This is a genomic window from Bradyrhizobium sp. MI1.7, from assembly GCF_055811795.1.
In genome coordinates this window covers 15,635-33,574 of record NZ_JBVVPO010000011.1, presented here as the reverse complement: position 1 = coordinate 33,574, position 17,940 = coordinate 15,635, and the positions used below count along the sequence as shown (strand labels likewise).

The 17,940-nt window shown below is 61.7% G+C and carries 14 protein-coding genes and 1 tRNA gene; 4 read left to right on the top strand and 11 right to left on the bottom strand.

Annotated elements, in window-relative coordinates; translation table 11 throughout:
* The first annotated feature begins 335 nt into the window (after positions 1-335).
* Positions 336-482 (top strand): hypothetical protein, encoded by a 147-nt coding sequence (locus AC0L3X_RS13185; protein ID WP_014492080.1) that lies wholly within the window; start codon positions 336-338, stop codon positions 480-482.
* Positions 483-557: 75 nt separating this feature from the next.
* Here the strand turns inward: AC0L3X_RS13185 and AC0L3X_RS13180 are convergent, their stop codons facing one another.
* Together AC0L3X_RS13180 and AC0L3X_RS13175 are read right to left on the bottom strand one after the other, a co-directional pair.
* The gene (locus AC0L3X_RS13180) at positions 558-1,235 is read right to left on the bottom strand and encodes a ParA family protein (RefSeq protein WP_028150667.1); all 678 of its coding nucleotides are present in this window, start codon (positions 1,233-1,235) and stop codon (positions 558-560) included.
* Positions 1,236-1,667: 432 nt separating this feature from the next.
* Positions 1,668-2,003 carry a hypothetical protein gene (locus AC0L3X_RS13175; RefSeq protein ID WP_063985509.1) on the bottom strand — a complete coding sequence of 112 codons (336 nt, stop codon included), beginning with the start codon at positions 2,001-2,003 and terminating at the stop codon, positions 1,668-1,670.
* 372 nt (positions 2,004-2,375) lie between these two features.
* Between AC0L3X_RS13175 and AC0L3X_RS13170 the strand changes: the two genes are divergently transcribed.
* Positions 2,376-3,320, top strand: a complete 945-nt coding sequence (locus tag AC0L3X_RS13170) for an AEC family transporter (RefSeq protein ID WP_063985510.1) — start codon at positions 2,376-2,378, stop codon at positions 3,318-3,320.
* 20 nt (positions 3,321-3,340) lie between these two features.
* On the opposite strand, the gene AC0L3X_RS13165 is transcribed toward AC0L3X_RS13170, so the two are convergent.
* Positions 3,341-3,928 (bottom strand): DUF4126 domain-containing protein, encoded by a 588-nt coding sequence (locus tag AC0L3X_RS13165; protein ID WP_063985511.1) that lies wholly within the window; start codon positions 3,926-3,928, stop codon positions 3,341-3,343.
* 242 nt (positions 3,929-4,170) lie between these two features.
* Between AC0L3X_RS13165 and AC0L3X_RS13160 the strand changes: the two genes are divergently transcribed.
* Entirely contained in the window at positions 4,171-4,398 is a 228-nt protein-coding gene (locus tag AC0L3X_RS13160; protein ID WP_063985512.1) for a hypothetical protein, read from the top strand.
* 75 nt (positions 4,399-4,473) lie between these two features.
* On the opposite strand, the gene AC0L3X_RS13155 is transcribed toward AC0L3X_RS13160, so the two are convergent.
* From AC0L3X_RS13155 to AC0L3X_RS13125, 7 genes are all read right to left on the bottom strand, one after another.
* Positions 4,474-5,964, bottom strand: a complete 1,491-nt coding sequence (locus AC0L3X_RS13155) for a hypothetical protein (RefSeq protein ID WP_084795305.1) — start codon at positions 5,962-5,964, stop codon at positions 4,474-4,476.
* Positions 5,965-6,065: 101 nt separating this feature from the next.
* Positions 6,066-7,499, bottom strand: a complete 1,434-nt coding sequence (locus tag AC0L3X_RS13150; protein ID WP_283017709.1) for a chromosomal replication initiator DnaA — start codon at positions 7,497-7,499, stop codon at positions 6,066-6,068.
* Positions 7,500-7,861: 362 nt separating this feature from the next.
* Positions 7,862-9,313, bottom strand: a complete 1,452-nt coding sequence (locus AC0L3X_RS13145; protein ID WP_354096353.1) for a tetratricopeptide repeat protein — start codon at positions 9,311-9,313, stop codon at positions 7,862-7,864.
* A 36-nt stretch (positions 9,314-9,349) separates the two neighbouring features.
* The gene (locus AC0L3X_RS13140) at positions 9,350-9,493 is read right to left on the bottom strand and encodes a hypothetical protein (protein WP_166103377.1); all 144 of its coding nucleotides are present in this window, start codon (positions 9,491-9,493) and stop codon (positions 9,350-9,352) included.
* An 874-nt stretch (positions 9,494-10,367) separates the two neighbouring features.
* The gene (locus tag AC0L3X_RS13135; RefSeq protein ID WP_231143631.1) at positions 10,368-11,177 is read right to left on the bottom strand and encodes a hypothetical protein; all 810 of its coding nucleotides are present in this window, start codon (positions 11,175-11,177) and stop codon (positions 10,368-10,370) included.
* Positions 11,178-11,273: 96 nt separating this feature from the next.
* Positions 11,274-11,350, bottom strand: a tRNA-His gene (locus AC0L3X_RS13130).
* Positions 11,351-11,541: 191 nt separating this feature from the next.
* The gene (locus AC0L3X_RS13125) at positions 11,542-11,976 is read right to left on the bottom strand and encodes a phasin (RefSeq protein WP_063985516.1); all 435 of its coding nucleotides are present in this window, start codon (positions 11,974-11,976) and stop codon (positions 11,542-11,544) included.
* A 702-nt stretch (positions 11,977-12,678) separates the two neighbouring features.
* Here AC0L3X_RS13125 and AC0L3X_RS13120 point away from each other — a divergent pair.
* Positions 12,679-16,125, top strand: coding sequence for a PAS domain-containing protein (locus AC0L3X_RS13120; RefSeq protein ID WP_231143632.1), 3,447 nt, complete (start codon positions 12,679-12,681; stop codon positions 16,123-16,125).
* 317 nt (positions 16,126-16,442) lie between these two features.
* On the opposite strand, the gene AC0L3X_RS13115 is transcribed toward AC0L3X_RS13120, so the two are convergent.
* On the bottom strand, positions 16,443-17,885 hold the full coding sequence (locus tag AC0L3X_RS13115; protein WP_231143633.1) for an MFS transporter: 1,443 nt from the start codon (positions 17,883-17,885) through the stop codon (positions 16,443-16,445).
* Positions 17,886-17,940 lie beyond the last annotated feature (55 nt).

Here is a 17,940-nt window from a genome sequence, read left to right as displayed (position 1 = left end):
CGTTCTAACCCTCCCCTGGAGGGGGAGGGTCGCTACGCATTGCGCGCAGCGCGAGCGGGGTGGGGTGATCTCTCCACTCGGGCACTGTTGGCTGCGGAGGCACCGTCACCCCGCCCCGCTACGCATTTCACTTCGCGCAATGCGTAGCGACCCTCCCCCTCCAGGGGAGGGTTAGAACGTGCCCGTAGTTAACCCGCGCGAACGCGCGCACCGCGCTGGCATGGTTAATCCGTGGTAGCACCTGTGTTCGAATGCGCCCGAAATTGCGATCCGGATTCTTAAAACATCGCGGCTATCACTGGCGCCCATAAGCGAAGAAATCGCGGGGGCGTTTTGTGAATATCCAGAATGAAGTGGCGTCGCATTACGACGCCGGACAGCAGAGCTTTACCACCGAGGACATTCTCTGGGCCGCCGGCATTTGGTCGGTGATCCTGACGCTGTCGCCGGTCATCGTGTTCTACATGCTGATGGTGGCGTAACGCATCTCCACCGGGCCAAAACGCAAAACGCGCGGACTTCCGCGCGCTTTCCGTCCGGGGAATGATTTATGAAAATTATGCCGCCTGCTTGTGCATTGCGCCGGATGCCGACGCCGTGCCGCGAATAGCCTTCACTGAACGCTCGATTGCCGCCCACAGCCTTGCGATTTCCTGGGCCGCACGGCTCTCGGCCTGATACTCGCGCGCGCCTTCGCCGTGGCTGAGCGCCATCAGCAAATCCGAACGGTTGGTGATCTGGCCGCCCCACACCGGCGCGCGGAATTTCGCCAGCGCCTCGCGGGCGATGGTAACGATCGGGCTTTCGGACTCGTCGCGGCGCGCCGGCGCACCGTTGAGCACGACCGCGTAGGGCTTGCGCGCCGCGCGGCACATCTGGATGGTTTCCTGCACTGCGTTGACGTCGAACACGCCGGGACGTGCCGGAATGACCACCATGGTCGCGTTCTTGATCGCGTCGTCGACGACGGCCGAGAGATTCGGCGGCGTGTCGATCAACACCCATTCATAACCGTCGCGCTTGGCAGCGGAGACGATGCCGCTGACCGAGTTCACGGCAGCCTTGATCGGCGGCTCGTTGGTGCCGCGCAGCTTGTGCCACAGCGTCAGCGAGCCCTGCGGATCCGCGTCCACGAGCATCACCTGCTTGCTCGCCTTGATCTGCGCGGCGAGATGTGCGGCCAGGGTACTCTTGCCCGAGCCGCCTTTACGCGATGCAAAAACAATTACGTTCATACCTCTGGCCTCCAGATTGACCCCAGATCACGAAAATGAATCACCGCGCTGATTCGGGAAAGAAAAATTTACCGGCAGTTGCCTCAGAGCCACGAAATAACAAGACGTGTTGGCTTTTGAGTCACACTGCTTCGCGCGACCAGGATACCAATCGCAACGAAACGCCCTTCACGCCGGCAATCCCACGCTTTTTCGGCAGCAACGCGGGAAAAACGGAATGCAACCTCGCCGCGCAAACCCTCTCGCGACTCTTTTCCGTCGAACGCGCTGGTAATTGTCGCAGGCGTCCGCACGGCGAGGCGAACAAAAGGAGTCCGGAGGCTGGCGCGCAGCTGATGCCGGCAACACACATGCAGGGGACACCGACGCGAAGACGCTTCGCGCTGTTGCCCTGACGCGACGAGCTTCAAAGAAAGAACGCTGGCCCCGCGCTCAGCTTTCGCTGGATTTCTTCTTCTTGGCCGCCTTCTGCGAAGGCTTGGTGCTCTTCTTGGCCGTCGGCTTGCCGGCGCGAGCCTCGCCGGGCTCAGGTCCCTGACGGAAGAACACTTTGCACTGCGGCGAGAGCTGCGATTTCTTCTGGATCATGCAGGCGGTGATGGCATCGACGTTCGGAACGAACTCGCCGCACAGCCGCATCGCGTCCGGCGAGCAGGCCTGCTGCTCCTCCTGCGTGTAAGCGAAGCCGGCGCCGGGATGGACCAGGACGGCGAGCGCAATGCCCGAGATCGCAGCAGCCAAGGATTCTTTGAAACGGAGCGCCGGCATCGATCCCCCCACATGTCGAGTTAGAGCGAATAGTGGGTGAACGGGCGTTCGTTGGCAACGAGGCCTGAAGCGAAAACGGCCACCTGTGCGCTCCGGGCAACAGGCCGGTCGGCCCGGCGCGGTCCCATCCCGGGCACGATGTCGCGCTATCAGGCTAAGCCTTTGGCAGGGCTGGCGAGATCGGGTCCGCGCGCGGCTTCAGCTTCGGTCCAGCAAAAAAACGCGAAAACAACCCCATGCACAGTAGCCAGGCCACGGCGGCCATTTACGGATTTTACGAAGTCGATTTGACTCGTCGGGCAAAACAGCGGCATGATGGCATGATCGAGAACGTGGGGTGGTCGTGTGATGTCCCCGTGAGATGAGGGGCGCATGGCCACAGTGTTGATCGTCGCGCCGGTGTTCGCCCTGATCGCGGCCGGCTATGCGTCGGTGCTGTTTCGCTTCGTCTCCGAGACCGCGCACAAGGGCATCTCCGAATTCGCCTTCAGCATCGCCATTCCGGCGCTGCTGTTCCGCACCATCGTCGTGTCGGAATTCCCCGATGTCAGCCCCTGGCGGATGTGGGGCGCCTATTACGGCGCGCTCGCCATCACCTGGATCGCGGCGCTGGCGCTCTCGGCATGCTTGCGCGAACGGCGCGAAGACCGCGAGGACGGCGTCGTGTTCGCGATCGGCTCGGTCTACGGCAACATCGTGATGCTCGGCATTCCGCTGGTGCTCTCAGCGCTCGGCAACGAAGCCGCAGGCCCGATGTCGCTGATCCTGTCGGTGAACACGCCGCTGCTCTGGCTTTGCGGCATCCTCCAGATGGAGCTTGTCAGCCGCAAGCGGACGGGCTCGGTCCTGTCGGTCATCCGCCCCGTGCTCGCGGATCTCGCGCGTAATCCGCTGATGCTGGCGATCGGTTTTGGCGTGGTCTGGCGTTTTACGGGGCTCGGCCTCAACCCCGTCGTCGACCGAACGATCGAACTGCTCGCGCAGGCGGGTTCGCCGGCGGCGCTGATCGCGCTCGGCATCAATCTGTTTCGGTTCGAGGTGAAAGGCGAGATGCTGAGCGTCGCCGCGATGAGCGCGCTCAAGCTGCTGGCGATGCCGGCGGTGGCGTTCGTGCTGGCAAAGCTGCTCGGTTTGCCTCCGGTCGCGGCCGGCGTGATCGTGCTGTTCGCGGCGATGCCGACCGGCGCGAACGCCTACATCTTCGCGGCGCAGTATCAACGGCTGGTGAACCCGGTGTCGGGGGCGGTGGCGCTGGGGACGCTGCTGGCGGCGGTGACGCTGCCGGTGGTGGTGGTGATCGTGGCGGGGGTGAGGTAGCCGCACGAGCAGTCACGCGGTCATCCCGGTTGATCCGTGCGAGGAGCTGACCTCCGCAAGCGCAGGATCAAACGTATCGCCAGCCAGAGCATCAGAACGACGAGCACGAAGGCGGCAACCGGCGCAGCCAGGGCAAGAAGCGATACGAGGAGTGCACCGCCCAGTTCGGCGGTCGCAACGGTTGAGTTGCCGAGGCCAGCCGTCAGGACCGTCGATTTGGCCCGCACGGCCGCGGTGACGCCATGCACTATGCCGGCCGCGCCGCCACCCGCGACGATGGCGGCCGTCCATTTCATCATCGGTGGAAGATCTGCCATGGTCGCCGCCGACAGGATGGCTCCGGCGATCACGGCGACAGGCGCGGCGATGACATCGAGCACATTATCCACGCCGGGAATGAAATACGCACCAACCTCCAGGAGCGCGGCCACGCCAAGCATGAGCATTGCAGCAGGTGTTCCAAGCCACGCGAAACCGTCGCCCAAAGGAAGCGAACCCGAGTAAGCGGCCACGCTGGCAACCAGCATCGGCAGGAACACCCGGAAGCCCGTCGCGGCCGCAAGACCGACACCGAGCGCAATCGACAACGCGAGATCGGAGTTCGACATGAGATCCCCAACGATTGTTGCGCTCGAATTTCCTCGAAGGTTAGACGTGATGCGGCCGAGGTCATTTGGATGAGAACGGCCATCGACGCAGATCGCAACGCGCAATCAGGCTACATCGCGGAGGATGATCAAACCAAGCCAGAAATGTTGACGTAGCCGATCACTGCGCATTTCTTCCACTTCGAGTTCAAAGGCGAGCAGCATCGCAGTGATGGGCGCGCTCAAGCTTCTGGCGACGCCCGGTGGTCGCGTTCGTGCTGGCAAAGCTGCTCAACCTGCCGCCGGTCGCGGCCGGCGTGCTGTTCGCGGCGATGCCGACCGGCGCGAACGCGTACATCTTTGCGGTTCAGTATCAGCGGCTGGTGAACCCGGTGTCGGGCGCGGTGGCGCTGGGCACGCTGCTGGCTGCGGTGACGCTGCCGCGTGGTGGTGGGGGTGAACGTGGCGGGGGGGGAGGTAGCTTTGGTTAGCGTGCGCGTGTCCGCTGCGTGCTCAACGCGCTGCACAAGTGCATAGGCGGGCGTTGAACGAAAACATTACTTCGGTCAGCTCCCCTCCTCTTGCCCCCTCACCAACCCCAAGAGCCGGCGGAACTCCTCATCGTTCGAATCGCTCTTCCAAAAATTGATGAATTGGCAAACTACTTGAAGGTTGCCTGCCTCGTAATGACCGTCGCTGTCGATCCGATCCAGCGATGGCAGGAGGTTCTTGTTCGCATTGGGATTGACAAATTCAAACGGGATTCCGGTTAAGGCGCAACAGTTACCCTGTAGATCAAGCAAAGATGCGATAAGCTTCTCTAATTCAGCCGCAGTCATCCGCAATTCTTTGTTCTTCAAAATCCGTTGGACGCTTTGTCCGTTGGCGTTCCTTACCGTATTCTCGACCGACAGGCGCATTTCGATGATGGACTTCTCGCGTCCGCCAAGGATGCGCCCATCGTCTCTGGCGCCTGGCGCTTTAGCGATCGAGCCTTCCGATTCACGCTTTAGCAGCGTCGAAAAAACCCAGCAGAAGGTGTGTGCGTCAATAAGGCGGATATGTCTTAGGCCGGCGCCCTCTTCAATAAGCGGCCGCAACGAAGCGAGCGTACGGTTGTACGTCGAATAGTTCTCCCAGCCACATTGGAGTATGGTCGAAAAGTATATATTGAGTGCTCGAAATGCGCGGTCGAAACCGGTTGGCTGAATCGGCATAAATCGATCCATGTCCTTAAGAAAGAACAGATAGGCCAACAACGGATATTTGCGGGCCGTCAGATCGCTCAGTCGATCAAATGTTGCGCCTTCATCAGCGTTGCCTCGATAGAGTCCAAAAAGTAGACCTTCGATGTCACGGCGAAGCTTCGGTTTCGCCCGCGCTTCCAACAACTCCCGATGGTCGCGGTTGGCATGACCGTAGCGGTTTTGCCAGAACACAAGATTATTCGTAAGTTTGCGGCCACTGTCCTGTATCTCAATAGCCTCGATCGTACGCTCCAAGATCGCGCCTGAGCCGATACTCTCTTCCGTCCATTCCCCTGCTCGAAGCAATCCAAGGGCATGATCACGCAGACGCGGCTTATAGCCTTCCCAGACCGCAGCAAGTCCTTCGTCAAACCCTTTGAACGGATGACCGGACTTTGTCGTGACGAGTCTCTGGAAGCGTGCGAACGCTTCGCTGAAGGCAGACGGGTCAATGTCAGCGGCCATAGTCGGCCGAGCAGCGTTTCCGGAACCGGCATACCAATCAAGAAACCTGTCCAAAGCGCCGGGGCTATCGACTTCGACACGCAGCGTGGAGGGCGACCGAAGCCGTAAAAGCGGCCCGTTGATGTTGGAGTTTCCGTTTGAGGGATTATCCATCAGGCGCACACCATCGAGCTTCGGTGGAGCCGGCGGCTCGAACCAAATACGTGTTTCGCTGGCCTCGCGATGAAGGGCCAGGACCTTCCCGGTTGGCGTCGAGAAGCCGATCACATAGTCGGTGGGCGGTTTAGCGGGCTTGCCCAACCGTGACCTAAGAGTTGCTTCAGCGTCTGCAGTCACGAGCGGCATTCACAATCTCCGGCTTGCAATACCCGGCCGCTATCTGCTTCGGCCTTCCATCCCCATGAGGCCAAGGGCCTTCTCTTATCATCGAGCTATCAAGAGCTTTATTACTTTCGTTTGCTGGCTGAGAGTTTTGGTATCGCATCAATCACTACAATCTCTGACGCGCGTTCGCCGCGCGCAAGTCGCCCTTCTCGAACTTTTCTAATCTCATTGAACTTATTGCCTCCATCTCCGTAGTCGATAATGACAAATACTGCGAAATCAGTTTGTGAGGCTGTTTTGTAAAATTCCAACTGCTTTTCGTATCCGTGCACAACGGTGCCACCGGATCGCTTCATTTCAACTAAGACGCGCGCCTGATAGCCGCTTGAAAACTTGAAGTCGATGGGGCCACCACCCATGTTTGCTTCAGGTGAGATGTCAACGTCGTTCGCTTTACAAAAGCAATCCGCGATCGCGTAGTAGATTAGTTGAGAGGCCCGTTCTTTCTTTGGCTTCCCGTTCACCCACAGCTCTTCCCACAGATTACCTGCCTCAACATGACGCCTAAACAGCTCAATGGTGTCGATGACCACACGAAATATCTCGTGCGCTCCGAGTTTGAGATTGTAGGCAGCCGCCTGCTTAAGGTCCGGAAGTCCGTTTGTGAGAATTTCTTTGAGGCGATAGTAGCCGAGCGCATCCAAGTTGGGGTCGTAGTTACTTACATTACCCTTTACGGCTGCTAAGAAGAAATCAAAGTCGGACGCTGACCCTAACGCGGCGGTACGCAGCGCAGCCTTCCGCTCCGCCACTGTCGGCTCCGCAATGCCTCCCAAGAGTCGGTTGACGCGTTCTCGGATACGCGCGTTTTCCATGGCTGCCCGCTCTATATCCGACCAATCATTCGCGATTGGCAAATCGCGCACGATGTCGGTCGGCACGAGAACGATGGGCACCTGCTTGCCTCTGGCGTTCACATATTTTGGCAACTTGTGAGTTGGACAAACGTCAAACGAGAAGACTGGCACCCCATGCGCTTGACAGAAAGCCTCTGTGATCTGCGCCAAGTCATCCATGATCACCGTTGTTGTCATATCGCTGATTGTATCAGGCCCGACATCCTCCTCGAAGAAGCCCATCAGAGAGATCATTTCCGGGTCGCTTGCGCCCAGCGTGATCACCTCCTTGCTTGTGCGGAGGATCGTTTCGCGAATTAGCTCTGGCCTCGAATTTCCTGATCGGCCGGTTCCGCCGTAGCCAAGTCCGTTTTCTGGCGGCTCGCTCAAGTCAAGCTGTCGTCGAGCACCTTTCCATGCTGCATCACCTTCGCCATTGGAGATTGCAAGCATGCGGACCAATATCTCGAAGTGCTTGCGAAATCGCTCGGCTGCGGCTGTTGCGATAATTTGGTTTCCGGACTTCGCTAGGAGGACCGGATCGATGAACAATGGTACGTCTACATCCACGAATGGATCTATCAGTCCGGCGGCCGCCAATGCTTGCGACTGAACTTTGAAGTAGGTTGAAAATAGGGTGGGATTATGCACGCGAGCCATGATGATGGCACTCTACTCGCGTCCTAATTGAATCCAAATGATACTTTGGCGATGATCGGCGAGAACGAGTGCGTACAAACTCAGGTGTGCGCCGCATCCTAAATTCGCTACCCAAAGGAAGCGAACAGAGTGGTTCGATTTAGAGGGTTAGTAAGACTGGTACAGTTGGGTGGGTACTGCCGCCGCTCAACTTTGTCTTTGATAAACCTAGCTTTTTTGCTCGCCAAAGATCGGCTTTTGCAGCGCGTTTTTGTATTCTTGAGAAGCTCGACGTAGCCGGAGCACGACTGGCACTGAAGCTTCACGACCATCTAATAGGGAAGGCACTTGCGTGCTCTGCGTCGGCTTCCAGAGCTTCTTCTCTATTCTGGCAGCCCTGCCTGCCGTAGCGCGCTGTTCATTTTCTCGATGTATTCGGGCTGAAAGCAGAACATTCGATAATAACTGTCGGCCTCGCGAATGGTGAAATCCGGGCGCAATTTCAGCAGCTTTCCGACCTCCGCCTTGGCCTCGTCGAACCGACCGAGAAACGGCAGCGCGTACGCCTGATCGAGATGACTGAGCCAAAAACCCTCAAGGTAGGCGTGCCGGAAATCCTCAAGCGCCTGTTGGTATTCGCCTTTCCACCAGTGTCGCTTTGCGGGCGCTAACCACCAAGCAAACGAGGCATTGGGACCCGCCAAGCGAATGGCCCTTTCGGCCATTGCGGTCCCGTCATCCCAGTCCCCCATGAAGGCGAGCCACATACCTCCTGAGAGGGTTCGCGCATCGTTGGAATTGAGCGCGAGGGCCTTTTCCAATTCTTGTCGGTACAGGTGGATTTGACATTTGGTACTCATCGCCAGAGCGTAGGTTCTTTGAGCGAACGCATCGTCGGGTGCAAGCTCCACGGCCCGTGTCGCGCCCCGTAAGATTTCCTCGTTCAAATACAGACGCTTATCGGTGTGTTGAATTTGGTCGGACGGTAGACCGATCCCCATGCTTCTTTGGTTAAAAAGAACAGTGGCGCGTGCTGACCACGCGAATGCGTTATTCGGCTGTCGCTCGGTAAGTCGCTTGGAGCACTCTAACGCTTTCAGAATTGCGGATGACAATCCACGTACAGACCCGACTACCGCATGAACAATACATTCATATGGACTGAGTTCGAAGACCGGCTTGTTCTGGGATTGCGAGTAATCTGCGTTCATAATTGCGCCGGGGTAGCCACCAATCTGCACGGCGGCGGCGTCGCCAATTTCGTACGCGGACGTTTCCGTTTGCACGCCTTCGGCATTCGCATCGAAGGACTTCGACCAAATCTCTGTACCAGTGCGCAGGTCCGAAACGTGGATATTCGCGCGAGCACCGCCGCCCAATGGATGAACCTCACCGCTCACCAGATAGTCGACTTGCGCCTTCCGGGCCGCTTTGATGGCATCATCACCTTCCTTTAGAAAATTTGCAGCGGTTGCGCGCGGTATCACTCGCAAAGTGCTGAACCTGCCGAGGGAGGATGCAAGTTGTTGGGTTACCCTGTCGGCAAACGAAACAAGCCCCGGCGCGGCGATGGGGCTCGAAACAGGCAATACAGCTACTGAAGGCCCCTTCGAGACGATCAGACCGGTGGACGCGGCAGTCGTGGTCGTATCTCTGCCGACGTGGCTGTGCAAAATGTCCCATGCGTGCCAGTAGCCCGCGAGCCCGCCGACCACAGCACCAACGGACGCAATGATCGCGCCGAGTTTCCCAAGGCGAAGACGCAGGCGAGTGGAGAACGATGCGGATTTGCTATCGTTCAACTTCGGAGCGTCGTTTAGGGGCGTGTCTGCCACCGTCCACCGTTCCTCCGAACGTCAACCTTTGGAAAGTTACAACCAGGTTGCAAAGCTGTCCATATAAGGGTCTTCGTGGTAGCTGTCGGGCGCCTCGGGGTAGATGACATTCCACACGAGATGGTCACCGAACTCCCGCCAGTATTTTGCTGGATCGGGATTGGCCTCGTGCTGCTTCACGAACCAAACGTACCAGCGCCCAGCGAGTGCTATAGCGTTAAGCCGAGAGGCTGGCCTTCGCCATTCCTATGCGCCCGTAATGCAGCGATACGGGTCTCAATCTCAGCTAACCACTCGCCGTGCTGTGACTTCGCAAAGGGGATTGGCGTCCCGCTCGGTATCCGAAGCTGAGCTTCCCAGCGCACCCCATACAAGCGCTCATAGTCGTCGCGCACATCGGCCGGGATACCTTTTCGAGCGATAAAGCCGCCACCCTTCGCTCGAACTAACTCAACCATCCGCAATGCCATTTGTAGCGCCTTTTGTATTTTAGGCGGCGCAAATACATCAGGCCTATCAGTAAGTTGCTGGGAAAGCGGACTTATCCGCAACGGTGGTACAGTTGGGTGGGCTCGAACCACCGACCTCCTGTTCCCACAGACAGCGCCGAAGGGTCGACACGGGTTCGCTCAACTGTCAATCACAGGAGGCCTGCCACACGCAAAAGCCGCCAAGGTCTCCCTCGACGGCTCGTGCCGTTGCGTTTGCGTAGAGGTACTGTGTCGAGCGGTGCTCGAACGCAGCCCGTACTCGCTCTTATTGGACGCACGCGACCTTCAATGAGGGCCGGTGGGTGCGTTGCCAGTGTGCCGGGCCAACGATCCCCGATCCCTATCAGATGTGACTGGCGGCGATGCTCTTCAAGCGAGCACTGCTGTCCCATTCGATGAAATGGCAAAGCGCGTTTTCAATTGAGCACACTTCGATCATCATCAGCAATCAAGGTCAGCAACTGATCCACCACAACCCGGATACACGTGTCGAAACTCGTATCGGTGATGATTTCGCCGAGGGCGGAAGGGGTCTAGCGGCCTTAAAACGTGCGCCCGGCGTTCTACATGCTAGGCCTTCCGGAGCTAGGTCGGAGGGACCACTCTCGCTGCATCTCAAGGAAAACGGCCCGCCAACGGGTCACCGTCTTCGGCGCCGGCTTTGTTGCAAGCACGAAAGCCTCAAAAAGCTCCCAGCAACTCACACTGGGCGAGCGCGGCGCCCCGTCTGCGAACGGCGGGAAGGTATCGGGCCTCTCGTCACGGGCGTAGTCGCCATTCGCGCGCTTCTCCAATAGCTGGATTGCGGGCAACAGATTGTCGCTGACAGCGTCCACGAACAGCGCATGCGCGGTAAGGTTCAACGCCTTCCCCTCGTTGGCGAGGAAGGTTGCGACCCGCGCCAATTCGGCAATCTGCGGCCTCACGGCTTCCCGCACCTCTGGGTCATATTGCCAATCTGCGTGAGGGTCGGACCCTGGATCCTCTTCGTACTCGTCAGGCGCCTCTGGGCGGATCACATTCCACACGACGTGATCGCTGAAGTCCCGCCAGTACGTTGGCTTCCCTGGATCGGCCTCGTGCTGCTTCACGAACCAGTTGTACCAACGGCCCGCAAGCGCGATTGCGTTGAGCTTGGTGAGTGGTTGACCCTCGCCATTCCTTTGGGCCCGCAGGGTCGCGATGCGGGTCTCGACCTCGGCCTCCCACTCTCCGAGGCGGGCCTTGGCTTCGTGCTTAGGCGTACCGGCCGGAAGCCTGAGGTGCGCCTCGCGCTTGTGCCCATAGAGCCGTTGGTAGTCCTCGCGTACGTCCTCGGGGATGCCCTTACGGGCGAACCACCGACCATCTGCGGCTCGATTCAACGCGACCATTCGCAACGCCATTTGTGCAGCCTTTTGTATTTTAGGCGGCGCAAATCCTGCTGGTCTATCAGTAAGATGCTGGGAACGCGGTGTTATCCGCAATCTTGGTACAGTTGGGTGGGCTCGAACCACCGACCTCCTGTTCCACAGACAGGCGCTCTAACCAACTGAGCTACAACTGCATCCTTGCGAGCCGCCTTGGGCGCCTGGACGGGCCGTCGACCTAAGGGGGGCTGGACGGGGCGGAAACTAGGTGCAACGGGCGTTTTTGGCAAGGCCGCAAAACCCGAGAATCGCGCTTCCGACGAGGTTATTTCCAAAGCAAAACCCGGGCTCTAGGCCCGGGTTTCTTAATTTAAACCAGCCGGCCTAATCAGGCGGCGGGCTTGTAGAACTTCGAGGCAGAGGCCTTGATCGGCTCGACGGTCTCGGCGGCGACGCGCTGGGTCAGCTCGGCCAGCTCCTTGGCCTGGGACTGGAAGGTCTCGAGCTGGGTGCGGGTGTGGCCGGTCCACAGCTCCAGCGCTTCCGCCGGCGACTTGAGGCCGAACAGCTGCTGGGCGAAGTCCAGCTGGGCGCTGGTATTGGCCTTCATGAACTCCACCAGCTTGGCGGTGTACTCGCTCGCGCCCTTGTTGGCGGAGGTGAACACGGCCTCGACGGTGCCGTTGTGGGTCTCGGCCGCGTCCTTGAACTTGGCGTAGCTCTCGCGGGCCTGCGACACGCCCTTTTCGGCGAACGCACGCATCTGCTCGGGAACCTCGAACGGAATGATCGAGGCAGAAAACGGATCAGTCGCACCTGTCATGATGTCCCTCACGATAAAGAAAAAATGGAGTGAGCCTTCTGGCGCGCCCGCCGGCCCCGACCTAGGCCTCAAATTCAGCGGGAACGAACACTGGAACGCGATACAAGAAGATGGCTCGCCCAGCGCCGATCACTATCGCTGCCTAAGATGTCAACATTGTGCAACGCAAACGTGATCCGGGCTGCGCCGCGAAATTTAATCGCGGTCAGGGTGATGGTTCCGCCTGAGGGAACCCTGGGTTGAGGTAGTCTGGTGCCTGCTGGCCGCTCTCTTACCCTCCCCTGGAGGGGTCGAGACGAGCGGAGCTCGCTCGGGGGTCGATCGCGCAAAGCGCGAGCTGGGTGGGGTGATCTCTCCACTCGGGCACCGCCTCCATTGAGAGACTGTCACCCCACCTCGGTTCGCATGCCGCTTCGCTGCGTGTGAACCGATCCTCCCCCTCCAGGGGAGGATGGGCACCTGTGATGCCGCTGACGATCTGGCGCATTTCGCTGGGCTGCCCCGCCCGCGAATCCTGCGGATGCCGTTGGGCTGCGGCTTGCGGGGGCGGCTACATTAAGGTTATCGCGGCTTTAGGCTTGGCCGTGTAGACCGGAGCCGTGGACCTGCCTGCGCCTGCGCGCGATACTAACCCTTTCTTAAGGCTGTCATTCCGGCAGCCTTGCACCCTGATGTTGACAAGCGAGACTTGAAGCCGGTCGGATGACGAGTTCGGATTTCCAGTTGCGAGGCGTGGGCGATCCCCGGCTGGCCGTGCACGCGACCTCTCCGTTGCCCGCCTGGCTCTGGTCGATCGACGGCACGCGCGTGCTCTGGGCCAATCCGGTCGGCGCAAGGCTGTTCGGCGCGGCCCATGGCACAGCGCTCGCGGACAGGACCTTCGGCCCGGCGGACAGCCATCGCCGCCAGGTCGCCCGGCTCGCGCGCCGGCTGGCGCCGAACGGCGCGATCAGGCTCGAACGGCTGCACGGGTTCGGCGCCCGCTTGGGCATGCTGATGACCTGCGCCTGCGCCCGCCTCGACTTCGCCGATGGAAGCTCCGGCGTGCTCGTCACCGCGATGGATCCGACGCTGCGCTCCATGCCGCTGGTCGAACGCCTGCATCGTCTCGTCGAGGGCGCCAGGGTGCCGATGGCGGCGTTCGCGCCCGACGGCCTGTTCGTCGGCGCCAGCGAAGCCGCCCGCTCCCTGCTCGGCTTCCGCGATCTCGGCGATGCCGGCCTCGACCAGGCCCGCAGCGATGCGCTGATGAAAGGCCGCGCCGAGACGCCGATCGGCATCGGCCAGATGGTGCTGCAACGGGTCGGCATCGGCGCCGATGTCGGCCTGGTCGCGCTGATCGAGCCTGCCGCCCGGCCGGCGGCGCCCGATGTCGAAGAGAATAGCGCGCGCGAACAAGATGCTCAGCCCGCGCCCGACGCTCCGCCGGTCCCTCCGGCTGCGGTGCCGGACCATGCGCGGCCTGCGCGCCCGAACGAGGCCGCCTCCGGAATCGCGCTGTTCGACGCCTTCGCCGAGCCGGTCGAAACGCCGGCTCCGAGCGAGACCGTCCCGCCATCGGAGGCGATCGCGGACGCGCACGCCTCGAGCGACGCGATGCCGGAGGTCGTCACGATCCAGGAGGCGGCCGAAGCGCCTGTCCAGGAAACTGTCAGCGAAGCGATCGACGCCGCGCCCAAAACTCCGGTTGAAAACCCGCGAGAAGCCATTGTGTCGCCGCAGGCCGCGCCGATCACCTCACACATGGTCGAACCGCCGCCAGCGGAGCCGTCCGCACCGCGTCAGCATCCGCTGCGCTTCCTGTGGCAGGTGGATGCGGAGGGGCGCTTTGTGCTCGGCTCAGACGAGTTCATCCACCTGATCGGCGCACACACCGCCGCCGGCTTCGGCCGCCCCTGGCGCGAGATTGCCGACGAGTTTGCACTCGACCCTGATGGCCGCGTGGCGCAGGCGCTTGCAAGCCACGACACCTGGGCCGGGATCACCGTGAACTGGCCGGCCGACGGCGGCGAGCATCTGCCAGTCGAGCTCGCGGGCCTGCCGGTCTACGACCGCGAGCGCAATTTCGCGGGCTTCAGGGGCTTTGGCGTCTGCCGCGATCTCGACGGACTGAACCGGCTCGATGCGCTCAGGCGCTTTGAGCTGTTGGCCGCGCCGCCCGCACAGCACGGCCTCTCCGCCGACGTCGTCGAACTGGATCCGGAGCCGGAGCCCATGGCGGAGGCACCGCCTCCGCCGAGCGAGCCGCCCGCACCCGAGCCTGAGCCTGAGCCGACACCTGAACCCGAACTGCCCGAACCCGTAGCCGACGCGAATTCACACCCAACCGATCCGGAAACACCAGTGGAAACGCCTCCCAATGTCGTGCCGTTCCGCCCGCCCGGCGATGCGCGATCGCCGACGCTGACCCCGGTCGAGAACAGCGCGTTCAACGAGCTCGCCCGGCAATTGTCCGAGCGCCTCGAACGCGAACGCGAGACCATTGCCGCCGTCGCGTCCGAGCCGCCGACGGCGGAAACCACGCCCGAACCTCCGATGCCGGAGCCCGAGGCGCCGCAGGCGCCGGCCGAATGGCTGACCGAACCGGCGCCGCCCGCGCAGGGCCACAGCGTGCGCGACCGCGCGCTGCTCGATCTGCTGCCGACGGGCATTTTGATCTACCGGCTCGACCGGCTGCTCTACGCCAACCCCGCCTTCCTCGCGCGCATGGGCTATTCCAATTTGGGCGCGCTCGAGGATGCCGGCGGGCTGGACGCGCTCTATGTCGAGCCCGGCGTGTCGTCGGCGAGCAGCACGTCGCAAGCCGGCACGCCGGTGACGATCAGCGCGACGGTGGCGAACGGCGAAGAGCCGCTTCCGACCACCGAAGCGCATCTGCACACGATCGACTGGGACGGCGCGAGCGCGCACGCGCTGATCTGCGCGCTGCCGCAAGCGGCGCCCGTCGTTGTTGCGCCAGTCATCGCGCCGCCTGTCGTCGTCGAACCCGTCGTCGCGGAATCCTTCCCCTACGCGCCCGAACTCGAGCCCGAGGCCGGCGATGCCGACGCCCAGGATCTCGCCGCGATCCTCGACACCACCGCCGAGGGCATCGTCATGTTCGATGCCGAAGGCAACATCCACGCCTGCAACCGCAGCGCGGAAGCGCTGTTCGGCTATGACGGCGAAGCGCTGATGCAGCGGAACCTGGTGACGCTGTTCGCGCCGGAGAGCCAGCACGTCGTGGTCGACTATCTCGAGAGCCTCAAGAGCCAGGACATCGCGAGCCTGCTCGACCACGGCCGCGAGGTGCTGGGGCGCGAGAAGAAGGGCGGCGTCATTCCGCTCGCCATGATCATGGGCCGCACCAGGCCCGACGGCCCGAACTTCTTCGCCGTGTTCCGCGACCTCTCGCAGAACAAGAAGGGCGAGAGCGAGCTCAAGAACGCCCGCCGTCTCGCCGACGGCGCGGCGAATGCCAAGGCCGACATGCTGGCGCGGATCAGCCACGAGATCCGCACGCCGCTCAACGCCATCATCGGCTTCGCCGAGGTGATGATCTCCGAGCGCTTCGGGACGCTCGGCAACGAGCGCTACGGCGAATACATGAAGGACATCCGCGCCTCCGGCGAGCGCGTCATCACCATCATCGACGATCTGCTGGAGCTGTCGCGGATCGAGACCGGCAAGCTCGATCTCAATTTCGCCAACCTCAATCTCAACGATCTCGTCGAAGCCTGCGTCACGGTGATGCAGCCGCAGGCCAACCGCGAGCGCATCATCATCCGCACTTCGCTCGGGCATGCGCTGCCGCAGGTGAGCGCGGACGCGCGCGCGATGCGGCAGATCACCATGAACCTGATCTCGAACTCGATCCGGCTCGCCAGCGCCGGCGGACAGGTCATCGTCTCGACCGCGCTCACCGACCGCGGCGAGATTGCCCTGCGCATCCGCGACACCGGCCACGGCCTGAGCGAGCGCGAGGTCGCCGCCGCGATGGAGCCGTTCCGCACGCCACCGCCCGGCGATGCCGCGGACAGTTCGGCGCTCAGCCTGTCATTGACCAAGGCCCTGGTCGAAGCCAACCGCGCCCGGTTCAACATCAAGAGCGCAGGCAATTCCGGCACGCTGATCGAGGTGGTGTTCGCACCGGTGGCGGTGGGGGCTTAAGTTGCCTTCAACCTCTCCCCGCCCTTCTGCGGGGAGAGGTCGGATCGCCCCCGGCGACGCGCAGCATCGTCCGGCGCGATCCGGGTGAGGGGCAGGGCAACGTGCAGCCACGATGGGCGGTCCACCCGACATCTCTGATGCCGCCGAACCCTTCATACCCTCAACTCAAATCAAGCCTGTGGAGACAGCCCCTCACCCCACCCTCTCCCCGTAGGAGCGGGGTGAGGGAGCGAGAGAGCGGCGCGTCCCTTACTGTTCAACCAAAACTCATCTCGCTCTCTGGCAAAGCCCAAGCAAAAAGGGCACGGCGCGCGCCGCTATGCAGCCTGTTTCCCGTCCATGAGCCAATAGACGATGGCGGTCAGGGCAAGGGTCGATGCGCCTGCAACGATGAACGCGGCGAGATAGTCGCCATTCGGGCTGAGTTGCAGGGCCGCGCCCAGAAGCGCGATCCCGAAGCTGAAACCGATTTGCCGCATCGTGACGCAAATGGCCGATGCGGTCGCCGCACGATCGCCGGGAACCGCCGACACGGCGGCGGCGGTGATCTGAGCGTTGATCACGGCACAGCCTGATCCGCTGACCAGCAACGCGATGACGGTCATGGCCAGCGTGCCCGGCCCCGCATGTGCGCCGGAGATCGCGCCAAGCGCCAGGTCAGCCACGCCGATAAGAGCGAGACCACCACAGAAGAACGACCGTGACGGGATGCGGGTCGTCAAGGCCGCGCCATAGCGCGGCAACACCATCATCGGCAACGTGAGCGCGACCAGGAGCCAGCCCGCCCCGAGCGGACTGAGTCCCAATGGTCCGCGCGCCAATTGCGGCACGTAGACGAGCAGCGACCAGAATCCGGTCGATCCCGCGATCGGGACGAGGCACATCGCGATGAATTGCCGGGATCCGAACAGCTTGAGATCGAACGCCGGGTTGGGGTGCCGGCGTTCCACCCAAACGAACAAAAGCAGCGCAATCCCCGAAGCGGCGAGGCCCGCCAGGAACGTCGCCGACGCGATGCCGCCGAGCGCGGGCGCTTCCAGCAACATAAACGCGAGCGTCGCCGACGTGATCGCAAGAAGGCCGGCACCGAGCCAATCCACCTTGGCGCTCGAACGCTGCTGGTCGAGCCCATTGCCAATTCTGCACAGCACCAGAACAACCAAGAGTGCGCAAAGCGGCAAGTTGACCCAAAAAATCCAACGCCACCCGATCGTATCGGCCAGCAACGATCCGAGCGGCGGGCCAGCGACCATCGAGGCACCGACGATCGTGCCCCAAAGTCCAAACGCCCGCGCACGGCGAGGCCCCTCGTAGGCACCGGCAAGGAGGGCGGACGAGGTGCTGGTGATGCAAGCACCGGCGATACCTTGCAATGTGCGGAATGTCAGCAGAACGTCGAACGTGGTCGCGCACGCACACAGCAGAGAAGCCAGGCCAAACAGCCCTGCACCCCAAGTGAACATTTGAACGCGTCCGTATCTGTCGGCAAGGCTACCTGCAATCGGCAGACAGAAGATCAAGGCAAGGCTATAGACGTCGATGGCCCAGGCCGCTCGCGCGGAAGCGGCGCCGAGGTCGCGGCCAATGTCGGGCAAGGCAGCTGCCAGAGCGGTCAGGTCGACTTGAAACAGAAAGCCGCTCAAGCACGCTGCAAGCAGCGTCGCCGTTTCCAGGGACATGCGATTGCCGCGATGGCCGTCGTCGGCACGCCAACTGGCGCTCCGCGTTTCATCATCATTCTGCTGGGGTTTGTCGAGCATGATCGTTGCGGCCTCCATCGAGCATGGATGGCCGGGCAACAGGCTCTGGTCGAAT